The 12,020-nt window shown below is 59.9% G+C and carries 10 protein-coding genes and 5 pseudogenes; 8 read left to right on the plus strand and 7 right to left on the minus strand.

What is annotated here, in order from left to right:
* Positions 1 to 8: 8 nt before the first annotated feature.
* The 4 genes and pseudogenes from ACVMIH_RS37595 to ACVMIH_RS37610 all read left to right on the plus strand — a co-directional run bounded on the left by ACVMIH_RS37595 (position 9) and on the right by ACVMIH_RS37610 (position 3,812).
* A complete protein-coding gene (locus ACVMIH_RS37595) occupies positions 9 to 491 on the plus strand; it encodes a MarR family winged helix-turn-helix transcriptional regulator (RefSeq protein ID WP_456865436.1) in 483 nt (160 codons plus the stop codon).
* 280 nt (positions 492 to 771) lie between these two features.
* Positions 772 to 1,632: a tyrosine-type recombinase/integrase gene (locus tag ACVMIH_RS37600; RefSeq protein ID WP_456865410.1), complete on the plus strand. Its 861-nt coding sequence runs from the start codon at positions 772 to 774 to the stop codon at positions 1,630 to 1,632.
* Positions 1,633 to 1,641: 9 nt separating this feature from the next.
* Positions 1,642 to 2,121 (plus strand): annotated as a pseudogene (locus tag ACVMIH_RS37605) (IS91 family transposase); the annotation flags it as partial.
* 304 nt (positions 2,122 to 2,425) lie between these two features.
* Positions 2,426 to 3,812: pseudogene (locus tag ACVMIH_RS37610) on the plus strand (IS1182 family transposase).
* Between the two features lie 844 nt (positions 3,813 to 4,656).
* Here the strand turns inward: ACVMIH_RS37610 and ACVMIH_RS37615 are convergent.
* The 3 genes from ACVMIH_RS37615 to ACVMIH_RS37625 are packed head-to-tail and all read right to left on the minus strand — an operon-like array spanning position 4,657 to position 6,884.
* Positions 4,657 to 5,913 (minus strand): zinc ribbon domain-containing protein, encoded by a 1,257-nt coding sequence (locus ACVMIH_RS37615; RefSeq protein WP_456865438.1) that lies wholly within the window; start codon positions 5,911 to 5,913, stop codon positions 4,657 to 4,659.
* On the minus strand, positions 5,910 to 6,722 hold the full coding sequence (locus ACVMIH_RS37620; protein ID WP_456865380.1) for a recombinase family protein: 813 nt from the start codon (positions 6,720 to 6,722) through the stop codon (positions 5,910 to 5,912). The genes ACVMIH_RS37615 and ACVMIH_RS37620 overlap by 4 nt, the downstream gene beginning before the upstream one ends.
* On the minus strand, positions 6,723 to 6,884 hold the full coding sequence (locus ACVMIH_RS37625) for a hypothetical protein (RefSeq protein ID WP_456865383.1): 162 nt from the start codon (positions 6,882 to 6,884) through the stop codon (positions 6,723 to 6,725).
* 371 nt (positions 6,885 to 7,255) lie between these two features.
* Here ACVMIH_RS37625 and ACVMIH_RS37630 point away from each other — a divergent pair, with 371 nt between their 5' ends.
* From ACVMIH_RS37630 to ACVMIH_RS37640, 3 genes are all read left to right on the plus strand, one after another.
* Positions 7,256 to 7,429, plus strand: coding sequence for a hypothetical protein (locus tag ACVMIH_RS37630; protein ID WP_456865440.1), 174 nt, complete (start codon positions 7,256 to 7,258; stop codon positions 7,427 to 7,429).
* A gap of 5 nt (positions 7,430 to 7,434) precedes the next feature.
* The gene (locus ACVMIH_RS37635) at positions 7,435 to 8,223 is read left to right on the plus strand and encodes a reverse transcriptase domain-containing protein (protein WP_456866651.1); all 789 of its coding nucleotides are present in this window, start codon (positions 7,435 to 7,437) and stop codon (positions 8,221 to 8,223) included.
* An 846-nt stretch (positions 8,224 to 9,069) separates the two neighbouring features.
* Positions 9,070 to 9,477, plus strand: a complete 408-nt coding sequence (locus tag ACVMIH_RS37640) for a hypothetical protein (protein WP_456865442.1) — start codon at positions 9,070 to 9,072, stop codon at positions 9,475 to 9,477.
* 634 nt (positions 9,478 to 10,111) lie between these two features.
* Here the strand turns inward: ACVMIH_RS37640 and ACVMIH_RS37645 are convergent.
* Positions 10,112 to 10,870: pseudogene (locus ACVMIH_RS37645) on the minus strand (IS701 family transposase); the annotation flags it as partial.
* 9 nt (positions 10,871 to 10,879) lie between these two features.
* On the opposite strand from ACVMIH_RS37645, the pseudogene ACVMIH_RS37650 reads away from it, so the two are divergent.
* Positions 10,880 to 10,991, plus strand: a pseudogene (locus ACVMIH_RS37650) (transposase); the annotation flags it as partial.
* A gap of 10 nt (positions 10,992 to 11,001) precedes the next feature.
* On the opposite strand, the pseudogene ACVMIH_RS37655 reads toward ACVMIH_RS37650, so the two are convergent.
* From ACVMIH_RS37655 to ACVMIH_RS37665, 3 genes and pseudogenes are all read right to left on the minus strand, one after another.
* Positions 11,002 to 11,271 (minus strand): annotated as a pseudogene (locus ACVMIH_RS37655) (transposase); the annotation flags it as partial.
* Positions 11,272 to 11,307: 36 nt separating this feature from the next.
* Positions 11,308 to 11,433, minus strand: a complete 126-nt coding sequence (locus ACVMIH_RS37660) for a dTDP-4-dehydrorhamnose 3,5-epimerase family protein (protein ID WP_456865445.1) — start codon at positions 11,431 to 11,433, stop codon at positions 11,308 to 11,310.
* Entirely contained in the window at positions 11,433 to 11,759 is a 327-nt protein-coding gene (locus tag ACVMIH_RS37665) for a dTDP-4-dehydrorhamnose 3,5-epimerase family protein (RefSeq protein WP_456865447.1), read from the minus strand. The genes ACVMIH_RS37660 and ACVMIH_RS37665 overlap by 1 nt, the downstream gene beginning before the upstream one ends.
* Between the last annotated feature and the right edge of the window lie 261 nt (positions 11,760 to 12,020).

Here is a 12,020-nt window from a genome sequence, read left to right on the forward strand (position 1 = left end):
AGACCGACATGGCAGAAAAAGAACAAGCCAATAGAGCCGTTACGGACTTCATCTGGAACATCGTCGAGATCCACTCCCAACTCGAGGCAATACACAAGAGCTGGGCCGAGATGCTAGGAATGACTGAGCCACAGTGGTTGATCCTAATGGCAATTGACGAGCTCGATCAAGGTCGCGGTGTTTCGGGAATTGCAGTTGCGAATAAGCTGCGAATTCACCCCGCCTTCGTTACCAACCAAACAAAAAAACTCGAGAATATGGAGTTCCTGACCCGCGTAACGTCGCCTGATGACGCAAGATTCCTGCAGATCTCGCTGACCCAAAAGGCGCGAGCGGAAATAACGAAGCTGTCAGATACAAGGCAAGCGCTATACTCGACCATGTTTGGCGGGCTCGATGAGGAGTCGCTTCAGTATCTCAACAGACGGCTAACCTCGATTGCCAAGAATAGCCGATTGGCATCTCAAAAACTAAGTATCGGCATGTTGTAGGCGCGAGTCGCCCCGATCGAATTCGGCAGTCGTCTTTGCGCTAGCTAGTTAGTCGTCCGTGAACAAGGCTCTAAGCGATTGAGCGGGAGTCTGTTTTAGGATTCGGGGGCGTTTTGAGATTGCAGGGATTTGGCGCTTGAGCGCCCCGAACCCTGCAAATTCGTTTGTGGATTGAACGAAGCCGCTGTCGCGGCATGTAGGGAGCCATAGCAAGGATTGCCTCCTGTCTGAGAGGATTGCGGGTTTTCGAAGCCCAACCCTTCAGACAGGAGGTTTTCCGATGGCTGATATCAGCCCACTTCGCCGCCGCATGATCGAGGATATGACGGTCCGCAATCTGTCACCGGCGACGCAGCAATCCTACCTCAACGCCGTAGCGAAGTTGAGCCGGTATTTCGGTCGCTCTCCCGACCGCCTTGATCTGGAGGATATCCGTGCCTTCCAGGTTCATCTGGTGGCGACGGGGATGTCCTGGCCGGCGCTGAACCAAATCGTCTGCGCGCTGCGGTTCTTCTACGGTGTGACGCTTGGTCACGACACCATTCCGGAACGCATCGCCTATGCGCGCCAACCGCGCAAGTTGCCGGTCGTGCTGAGCGCCGACGAGGTGGTGAGCTTTCTGGAGGCGATCCCGAGCCTGAAGAGCCGTACCGCGCTGACCACGGTCTATGCTGCCGGACTGCGCGTATCGGAAGTGGTCCTCTTGAAGGTTGTCGACATTGACAGCCAACGGATGTTGATCCGGGTCGAGCACGGCAAGGGCGGCAAGGACCGTTACGTTATGCTCTCGCCGCAGCTTTTGAGGATTCTGCGGACGTATTGGCGGCTCACTCGGCCAAAGCGATGGTTGTTTCCCGGCCGCGACGACGAACGCCCGCTCGTCCCGAACGTGCTACACGCCGCCTGCCGTTCAGCCTGTGCGGCAGCCGGCTTGAGCAAATCGGTGACAGTGCACACGTTGCGGCACACATTCGCGACCCGTCTCCTGGAGAACGGGGCCGACGTGCGCATCATCCAGGTGTTGCTCGGCCATGCCAGTCTGGCCAGCACGGCGCGCTATACTCAGGTCGCCACAAAGACCATCAGCAACACGCCAAGTCCGCTTGACCGGCTCCGCCTGGAGGTCGTGCCGCCCGGCTGAGCGGACCTGATGGCTCCGGTTCTGGAAGTGGCGGATATCTTCCGCCGCTACGGCGAAGCGTTTCGGCAAGCCCGTGCCGAGCATCTGGGCCGCGTCGAGCGGCGCGTCATGGGCGCGATCACGGCATGCCGGACGGCTGTGCTCGGCGGCCACGTCGAGCAGTGCGATGACTGCGGCGCCACACGCATCGCCTACAACTCCTGCCGCAACCGGCATTGCCCGAAGTGCCAGGGCGCGGCGCGCGCGCAATGGCTCGCCGAACGGCAAGCTGAACTCCTTCCCGTACCGTATTTCCACGTCGTCTTCACCATGCCGGCCCCCGCCGGAGAGATCGCCTTCCAGAACAAGGCCGTCGTCTATGCCATCCTGTTCCGCTGCGCGGCCGAGACGCTCGCCACCATCGCAGCCGACCCCAAGCATCTCGGCGCTCAGCTCGGCGTGACTGCCGTCCTCCATACCTGGGGCCAGACCCTGCAACACCATCCGCATAACGTCGCTCGTGAAGCGTAGACAGCGGGTACTAAGCCCTGTGGCAGCCTCGAAATCATGTGATTGCCGAAGCCTTCGCCGTGTTGGGTCCGGGGGCAGCATCGGGAAAGGCGCTATGGTCAGGTTCACCGGTTCGGCCGGGGTCTCAGAGCAGGGCAAAGGTACGGGTCGATGCTGTCGAAAAAAGGGCTTGAGGAGCCGAGCGAACAATGATTCCTGCTGAGAAGGCGGCAGGAGAGTCGGCGATGATGGGCGGCAGGACCGAGATCAGGGGCAGCTGTTTTATGAGTTTAGCCTCGACGACATGATTCCGACTGATCACCTGTTGCGACGGATCAATGTGTTTGCGATGGCGGTTCTGGCCGATTTGCACCACCAGCTAAAAGAGTTTTACAGCGAGATCGGCCGGCCCTCGATCGATCCCGAGCTGATGATCCCGATGCTGTTGGTCGGTTACTGCTATGGCATTCGTCATGAGCGCCGGCTGTGCCAGGCGCTGCACCTTGCTTACCGCTGGTTCTGCAAGCTCGATCTCGACGACAAGGTTCCGCACCATTCGACGTTCTCGGTGAACCGGCTCGGCCGCTTCCGCGAGAGCGAGATTCTTCGCCATATTTTCGAACGCGTGGTTGCAGCCTGCATGGCCGCGGGCCTTGTCAAGGGCGAGGGGTTCGCGATGGATGCGAGCGTGATGGAGGCCAATGCCAGCTGCTATCACGACAAAGCACCGGACGAGCTGGAACTGGACCGATGTGCAGCTTCAGAAGCGTGCTGTAGCCGAGTAATCTTGTAGGACTTGAGGCCGAGGCGCAGGTCCAGCAAGACGGGGATAGCCGCGGTGGCGGTTCTGATCGGACCCCGACCCCAGCGCCCGATCGCAAGCCGCCGAAGGTGATCTCGCCTTCCGATCCGTCCTCGGCGTGGACGGCGAAAGCCAACAAGCGCGTGCAGTTCGCGTATGGGGTTCAACTATCTCATTGACGTCGAGCACGCAGTCATTGTCGACGTTGAGCCGACGCCCGCGCGCACCTACGACGAGGTCGAGTCCACAAAGGCAATGTTCGATCGAACCGAACGCCGCTTTAGTTTGAAGCCGAAGCGGCTTGCTGCTGACACCGCTCATGGAATGGGCCGCTTTCTCGGCTGGCTGGGTTGGCCGCGGGATTGCTCCACATATTCCGGTTCGCGACGCAAGCGAACGCGATGACAGCGCCTTTTCGCGCGGTGACTTTCGCTGGGACGGAGGGCGTGGCGTCTACATTTGTCCAAACAACAAAGTGCTACACACCACCGGAACCGTGCACGACGGCAACATGCTTCGCTACTGCGCTTCCAAATTCGACTGCGATGCCTGTGCACTGAAAGCGCGATGCTGTCCGAACATGGTTGCCCGACAGGTACCCCGTGACGTTCACGAGGATGCCCGCGATATGGCGCGACGGCTCATGAGGACAAAGCGCTTCCTCAAATCGAGGGATGAACGCAAGCCCGTCGAGATGCGCTTTGCTCATCTCAAGATCCACCACGGGTTCGAGCGCATGCGGCTCAGAGGTCTCTCCGGCGCCCGCGACGAGTTTCACCTCGCCGCCATCGTGCAGAACCTCAAGACGATGGCGCTCCGTCTACTCGGCCGCGTCGATTGCGTAGGTGGCATGGCAACCCGGGCGAGCCGTTCGCCGACCAGGCCGTGACGCCAGCCAGAAAGCCGCCGAAATCGCTTTCGCAATAGCAAGCCAATCGCCCCAGGGCCTTTTTCGACAGCATCGGTCACCAGGAAACCTGAGAGGTCCCGTTTGTGCCCACATGGAAAGCCGGCACGGGGCGCCGGCCACAACAAAGCTCCTGGCCCGACCCACGGCGCAGATCTTCGTCCCCGTGCTCGGCACCTCGAGCTTCACCTACGCGCAGGCGACGTGGACCCAAGGGCTCGCCGAGGGCCTGCGGCGCGTCACGCCGAGCCGCCGGATCGATCACGCGCGACCGGGTGCTGGAGAATCTATCAAAGATTCCGAAGCGATCCGCCGCCGGGGTGGATAATCAGACGGTGGAGGCGGCGAAGAACAGCTTCGAGGGCTGGATAGAGCCGGTGCTCCAATCCATCCACCGCCAGGGATATTGCGCGCCCAACATTCGGCGGTCCCGAAGCCTGGTAAGACGGAGCAGCGCCCCCTCGGGGTGCCAACTGTCGCCGACCGCGCTCGAACGCACCACGGATGAGGTGATGTGATGGGCCAGTGAGGTGAAGCGGAGATCTGGCTCCCTCCGAGCTTTCACTGCTGTCTGTTCAAGCTTCGTTTCCATGGTCAGCTGATCTTCTCTTTGCGTAGAAGGCCGTAACTCCCATTGAATGGAGCCCATGTCGCCCAAGAACAAGTGCTGTCCGCTATTTGCGAGCAGGACTTCTTGCCCTGCTCGTTCGGCGGCAGGCCGGAGCTCAGCGCCCATCGCGCCTTGGCGACCCTCAATGAGGTCATCAGCGGCGGCATGACTGGCTGGGTGCTGGAGGCGGACTTGAAGAACTTCTTGGATGTTGCGTCATACTACACCTTCAGTTTTTTTGAGAGGGTCGAAGAGGTCCGGAGCAACTGCAGGTACTTGAATTCGTATACCTTTTGCCCGTCCGCGATAGACGTGAACGGCCTTAAGCTCGCCGCGCTTTACACGTTGCAAGATGGTTTGCCGCGAGACGCCGAGTAGATTCATGGCCTTGAACATCTTCACGTAACCTTCGGGCGCGCTCTCCACAAAGCGCGACCGCAACTCGTCATTGATACGGATGCGCCACGGCGCGCCAGGTGTGATCTGCTCTCCGGCAATGAAGCCATCGTTGAGGCAGCGATGCAAAGTAGAGGGTGCGATCCCGAGAGCGCGTGCTGCTTTCTCGATCGTCATGCACTCGCCGTCCTGCACTTGCTGTTTCGGCTGGAAGCACGGGATCTCCCAGTGCGTCCGCAGGCTCGACACACGATTTGCCGTAAACGACAGTCCTGTGGCCGTTGTACGGCCTTGGCGATTGAGGATGCCGGCGATCTTGGTGTCGGGATAATGTGCAGCCAGTCGCCGCAGCAGATCGATCGTATCGTCGGCGGTGCGGATCGGCGATGGATACGAGTGCGGCAATGGGACATTAACTTCACTGAAGAGACCGCCGCGCCAACGCAGCGTCAGGTGAGCGTTGTATTTATCGCGCTCGACTCTCAAGGTGACATCGTCGAGCAGCGTGCGGAGCAACTCCTTGCGATCGCGATCGCTCGTCGTGGGAGCGAACCAGATACGCTTGAGGTCTTTACCGAGTGCAAGGATCGCGTCGCGTTCTTCGTGCGTAAGCGAGCGCGGTCGGGCATGTTCGCGGTCCGAGAGTTCGGATTCGGCAGTCTTCAGTTCCAGCAGAGCGCTTTCCCATTCTGCTTCGAGTCCACGCGCGACGAGTCTATTCTCCGGGTCCACGGCGCGATAGCGTCGCTCGGCGCGCTGCGCGTTGTAGCGCGCACGCTCGACGTCGCGACGGAACTGCGCGAGGGTCGTCTCGTGATCGGCGTCGAATTGCTCGATCGCCTGGAGCGAGGCTTCTAGGCCTGCGGGCGCGAGAGCCGCAAGGAACGCTTCGGCGACAGCCGCATCGATCTGCACACCGCCGATGTTGAGGCAGTACTCGCCCCGGCCGTTGACGATGTTCTTGCCGGCGCAGTGATATCCGGGCGCCGAGAGCCGGCCGCTGTAGTGTACGGCCAGGCGCCGACCGCAGTGTCCGCATACGGCGAGGCCTTGCAGGAGTGCTGCGCCTTCTCTCACGGCACCCCCGCTCTGGTGCGGTCGAGATGGATGTTCCGCGCCAGTCGCTTCTGGTTCGCCTCGAAGGTATTCCAATCGATGTATCCGGCATGATGGTCACGAATGAACACCGGCCACTGCTCGCGGTCGCGTTGTCGGATGCGCTTTCGGATCCGACCGCCCGCATCGAGATAGCATGTCTGCTGGGTGCGGCCATACACATAAACGCCGGCATAGAACGGGTTGGTGAGGACCTGGTGGATCTTTGTGTAAGTGGGGGCGACCCAGCGGAGATCGACAAGGCTGTTGGAGTGCAGCGGAAAGCGCAGGCCTTGCGAGCGGAACCACAGCCACACGCGTCGTGCCGAGCCGAATTCGGCAAAGCGGTCGAAGACAGCATGGATCGCGGCTTGCACCGACTCGTCAGGATGCAACAGCACCTCCCCGTCGGCGTCGCCCCGTACCAGACCCACCGGCAGCCCGCGGTGCAGTTCTCCGCGTGCGGCCTTGTTGCGGATGCCACCGAGCAGCCGCGCACGCAGCACATGCAGCTCGGCCTCTGACATCGTACCTTTGAGCCCGAGCACCAGGCGGTCATTGAACAAGCCCGGATGATAAATCCCATCTCCATCACCGATGAGCGTGTGGGTCAGGCCACATAGATCGAGCAGACGGTACCAATCAGCACTATTGCGCGCTAGTCGCGAGACTTCCAAGCCGAGCACAATGCCCACCTGGCCGAGGCCGACCTCCGCGGTCATACGCGCGAAGCCGGTGCGCTCGGAAAGGCCGGAACCGGAAACACCGAGGTCCTCATCGATGACCTTCACCTAATCGCGTCGCCAACCAAGCCGCGCGGCGCGTTCGGTTAACTCGTACTGACGGGCAGTGGACTCGCGATTATGCTCGACCTGCGTCGTACTGGACTGACGCACGTAGACGATTGCGCATCGGCAGAGGTGCTCAGCGGTGATCTTGCTCAGTTCGTTCATCGTTGTGATCTCCGGCAGTGGCGATTGCTCGGGCGATTAGTCGGGCGAGTCGCAGCACGAGATGTGCGCGCTGCTCTTTATCGAGGGCCCCCATACGGGTACGGCCCCGCGCTGAGGTGGTGGGTCGAGAAAGCTTAGCTGCTGCATGCATGGCTGTCCTCCGATTCCGGTGGCAGGACAGTATGCGCGGCATCCAATTGCCGCAGCAAAGCGTCGACGATCGTCCGGGCGTGCAGCAGCTCGGCGTGGGAAGCCAGGAATGCCGCTCGAGCGCATTGCGGGCTTGCACGCGGTAAATGTTGTGCGATAGGCAGATCTGTCCACGCGGCCGGTACAAGGGCACGGGTACCATCGGGCAGTACAAGCGTCAGATGAAGTTCGCCGCGTCGATGACACCAGCCAAGCACGTTAAGCGCAGATCCCTCAAAGGGATGGCGCGACCGAACGATGGTTACCTGATCGGGATAGTCGTCGAGATGATGAGCGCGGTGGTGGGTAGTCTGTCGAGTAGTCTTTCGACAACATCGACCACGCGCTTCTACTGAAAGCGATCGAGAAACACACGACGTGCAAGTGGGTAACGCTTTACGTCAAACGTTGGCATACCGCGCCGCTACAACAAGAGGACGGAACTCTGGTTGAACGAACCCGAGGAACTCCTCAAGGCGGTGTGGTTAGTCCCGTCTTGAGTAATTTGTTTATGCACTATGCGTTCGATGTCTGGATGACGAGGATGTTTCCGGACCTTCCTTGGTGCCGCTATGCTGATGACGGGCTCGTGCATTGCAGGACTGAAGTCGAAGCAGACGCCATTAAGACGGCGCTGCAAGCTCGACTTGCAGCATGTGGCCTGGAGATGCATCCAGATAAAACGCAGATTGTTTACTGCAAGGACTCAAATCGAAAGGATTCGTACCCTAACACGAAGTTTGACTTCTTAGGTTACGAGTTCCGAGCGCGGGGTGCCAGAGTGCGTGCAAGGGGCATACTCTTCACGAGCTTCTCACCCGCAGTCAGTGCAAAATCTCTTAAGGCCATGCGGGCACACACGCGGCGGCTCAATCTTCGCAATCAGTCCCATCTCAGCCTGGAGGAGTTCGCTCGTATTTTCAATCCAATCCTCCGGGGGTGGATCGCTTACTACGGGCAATTCTATCCGTCTGCGATCTGGCCGATATACAGGCATGCAGACTACACGATACGTGCCTGGATCATGCGGAAATACAGCCGGCTACGTGGACACAAAGTGCGGGCCAGCATGCTCATGCAGAGAATTGCAGAGCAGAACCCGTCTTTGTTCGCCCATTGGCGCTTTGGAGGGATCGGCGCGTTTGTCTGATGGGAGCGGTGTGAGTCGAGAGGCTCATGCACCGTTCTGCGAGAGGCCGAAGGTGCAATTCCTTCGACCTACTCTCCACGTTCTCGACCTCTGGTTCGAACGCGTGGTGAAGGGACGGTTGCGTGGCGAAGCCCCGACTGGTGCGCTACTCGGATGCCATCCGCGTACGGTTGGGAAAGTTCGGCCTCACTCTGGAGCCGACCAAGACCAAGTGGTCGAGTTTGGTCGGTTCGCGCAAAGACACGCTGGCAAACGGGGCAGGAACCGCCCGGAAACTATCTACTTCCTGGGTCTGACGCTGTATTGCACGCGAAACCGAAAAGGTAACTTCAAGGTTGGGATGCGCACCGAGAAATCTCGGCTACGGCGCAGCCTTATGTCTCTGCAAGAACTGATGCAGCAAATACGACATCAAACGATCAGTGAACAGGTTGGCGAAATCAACGCCGTCCTTCGCGGCCACTATGCTTACTATGGTGTTGCCGGAAATCACCGGAGCCTCGTAAAAGTCTATCAGGTCGTCTAGCGTTACTGGCGCAAGATTGTGTAGCCGCAGCTGGGCAGGTCGCCGCCTCACTTGGGACGCCTTCCACCAAATCAGACACCGTTGCTGAAGGGCTGTGAACCAATTGCCGAAGAGCGTAGTGCGGTAAATCCGCACGCTACGTTCTGTGGGAGCGCGAGGCGGGCGACCGCCTCGCGCGACCCGGTGGGCGGCTGGCAACGGCCGTCCCTACCGTGACCCGGCGCTGCGCGGCTGGTTCGCAGCCTCCTTACCGCCATTAGCGGTTCATGTTTGCTGTGGTGGCAGCGCAATATTAGCAGGGGACAGAATGACAGTCGTGATTGGCCGCCGGGATGGGGCGCATCTGGGCGAGAACCGGGTCGACTTCCACGGAAACCCCGACCGAGCATTGGACTGTCAGGCTGGTCGATACCGGTCTCGACACAATGATCGGCGGCCGGATCAGGCGCATCGCTCCGTACATTGGCAATCAGACCGTCTGTATGACCTACGGAGATGGCGTCGCCGACGTCGATAAGGCCTTGGTCGGCTTTCACCGTGTGTATGGGCTCCTTGCCACCGTGACGGCGATCCCGTCGCCCGGTCGGTTCGGCATACTCGACATCAATGAATCTGAACAAGTAACTGCGTTCCGCGAAAGTACATCTCAGCGCTACAAAGAAAGCGCTCCGGCAGATTTGCCAGCAGCTGTGTTGCGATACCGACCAGCACAAACTTGGCGAAATTGACCAGATCAATGTGCGCTCGCCTTCGTAGCCAGGGACGCCACCTGCCCGATTGTCACTTGCCACGGCCGGCTCTCGCGCGGCCCGGCAATACGATTTCAAGAGAGCGGCGCCATCGGCGATAAATTCGAAGCAAACACCGATTTGGATCCCGTAGGGCTATCGGCGGTCCGTGCAAACTGGATCTGAACGCCGAAGCGCACGGCAAACAAGCTCGAGGGGTTCATCATGCTGATCAGACTCTGGGCGTAGAGATCGACCGCAACAATGGACGCGCTCGGCCGACGGGCGTACCAGAATCCCGTGAAAGAGCTACCGCCGGTAAGAAGGATCCCACTTTAGACCTCGCAGGAACTCGGTCCCATGAAAAGCAGCATCGAAATCGTGCTAGTTGCGATCTCTTTGAGAAATTTCCAGAGGTGTCGTCCGTGGCCAGCTCACGTTGAAGCGCAGGTCATTAAAACGAATTCCGCGCTCCGCTTCCGGCGTGTAGAAGACGCTAATCCTACTGCGTCATGAGCGTCGCCGTCCATTTGATGCTGCGCTGCCGCCGCAACAAGGACATCGCGGCACGGTTTTGATGAGCGCGCGGATTAGGCGTGCGCGCATGGTTGTAATCGAGTTCGGGATGTGGCGCTCAGGCCGCACGGGCGGATCCTCTGGGTCGATAATCGTCGGGTAAGCGAGGCGCCTGGAACGGAGCGGTGCAACGAGGTCCTGAGGGGGGAATCGTTGCCCGTTCGGCGACCAGGAAGCCGTAAGCTGCGATGCACAGCGTGGCGTGATGGTGGAAGCCGCGCCACCCGCGCCACCCGCGCCCCTCATAGTGCCCAAGCCCGACCTCTTGCTTCAGATCCTGATAGTCCCGCTCAATGCGCCAGCGCAGCTTGGCAAAGTCGACGAGTTGCTGGAAGCTCACGTTCTCGGGCAATGTCGAGAGCCAATACTTGGTCGGCTCGGCTTCCCCCTCGGGCCACTCGATCAGCAGCCACTCCGTCGACAGCTTCTCGGGGATCCGTTTATTGTGCCCGATGCGGACGCGCACCCGCGCGAAGCGCGACGACAGCCACTCGGCCGAGCCCTCCCGCCACTTCACCATGCGCCAGGCCTCCTTCGGCAGGCCAAGCGCCACTTCCTTGGCCGAGATCAGCTCGGGCTCGTCGCGACGGCCGGTATTGTTCAGCGGTTTGCCTCTGCGACGCGGGCCGGCTCCAGGTCCCCACATCAAGGTATTCGGCAAAATGCTGGCCACGTAAAGCACTCCCAACGCCGTCATGCCTGCACGCAGCCGCGAGTCATTGCCATAGGCCGCGTCCATCAATCCAACGCCCCGCGGCAGACCGGCTTCGCATGCCCAGCGTATCTGCTCCAGCGCGATCTCTGGCTTGGTCTTGAACTTGAGGCGTGGATCATCGATGACACTTCATTCCCGAAGCAAGGCAAGCATTCGGTCGGCGTGCACCACCAGTATTGCGGACAACTGGGCAAGCAAGCCAATTGCCAGGTGTCCTTCTCGATCGCCGGCAACACCATCTCGCGTACCTTGGCCAGCACTTCCTCGTCCGACCAGCGTGCGTTGCCGACAAAATGCAGCAGCGACTGGTGTTGTGCCGCCGTTCGCGCCGGTGCGGTTCTCGCCGCCATCGGCTCAACGCTCTTACGCTCACCAGGCAGTATCAAGCCGGTGCAGTAATCGCGCAGCGGCCTCGCCCTGTTCGCGTGACCGATGACGTCCGCAAGCCCAGCCACATACCTTGCAAACCGCGCTTCGCTATCCTCGCTCCGATCGAGATCCATCTGGCCCTCCACGTGCCAAATACTGAATCTCATCAATTACTTGATTCTCAGCCCCAGTCCGCTGCGACCCTCTGACTCAGTAGGACTAACCAGATAGAGGGCTTCGGTGTCATCGGTCAGCGTGATGAAGCCATGCGCAAACCCTTGCGGGACATACATCATCAAGCGGTTCGCAGCCGATAGTTCCGCACCAAACCACTTACCGTAGGAAGTGAATCCGGGAGCAGGTCGATGATTGCGTCGCCCTGCGCTCCGCGAATAAATCGCACGATTTTGACCTCGGCGGCTGGCGGCAATTGATAGTGCATACCGCGTAGGGTGTCTGCTTTGGCGCTTAGCGAGTCGTTGATCTTGACGACGGGAGTGGAAAGATCCCGCCGCATTGAATTCCCTTTGGCAATAGCATCGTGCGAAAAGCCGCGATGGTCTCCACGCTTTTCCAGCACAATGGTGTAAGCGCCGGTCAGCGGGGGCGGGTGAAACTTCATTGGCCAGTCCTGGAGCCTTATTGTCACGCAAATCGTTTGAGCGGCGCCCTTCCGGAATATGTTGGTTCAGCGTTTTGAGCGTATAAGAGACGAGTTCCGAAACTCGCTATCGCTGAAACGGTCGATGGCTTGATAATCTCCAAGTTGGGCAGGGTCTCGCCGGTGATCTTGAATGCGGTGGAACGCAGTTTCAACTCTTGCATCTTCCTCTCTTCCTTCGAGTTGGGATACTCCGACAGGGCCGGGTTGTAGCCCCCGCCG

The organism is Bradyrhizobium sp. USDA 4503 (assembly GCF_054055815.1).

What these genes read in the sequence shown, in the direction of transcription:
- ACVMIH_RS37595 (WP_456865436.1), top strand. Translation starts at nt 9, where the DNA reads ATGGCAGAAAAAGAACAAGCCAATAGAGCCGTTACGGACTTCATCTGG.
- ACVMIH_RS37600 (WP_456865410.1), top strand. Translation starts at nt 772, where the DNA reads ATGGCTGATATCAGCCCACTTCGCCGCCGCATGATCGAGGATATGACG.
- ACVMIH_RS37625 (WP_456865383.1), bottom strand. Translation starts at nt 6,884, where the DNA reads ATGAACGAACTGAGCAAGATCACCGCTGAGCACCTCTGCCGATGCGCA.
- ACVMIH_RS37630 (WP_456865440.1), top strand. Translation starts at nt 7,256, where the DNA reads ATGAAGTTCGCCGCGTCGATGACACCAGCCAAGCACGTTAAGCGCAGA.
- ACVMIH_RS37660 (WP_456865445.1), bottom strand. Translation starts at nt 11,433, where the DNA reads ATGATGTATGTCCCGCAAGGGTTTGCGCATGGCTTCATCACGCTGACC.
- ACVMIH_RS37665 (WP_456865447.1), bottom strand. Translation starts at nt 11,759, where the DNA reads ATGAAGTTTCACCCGCCCCCGCTGACCGGCGCTTACACCATTGTGCTG.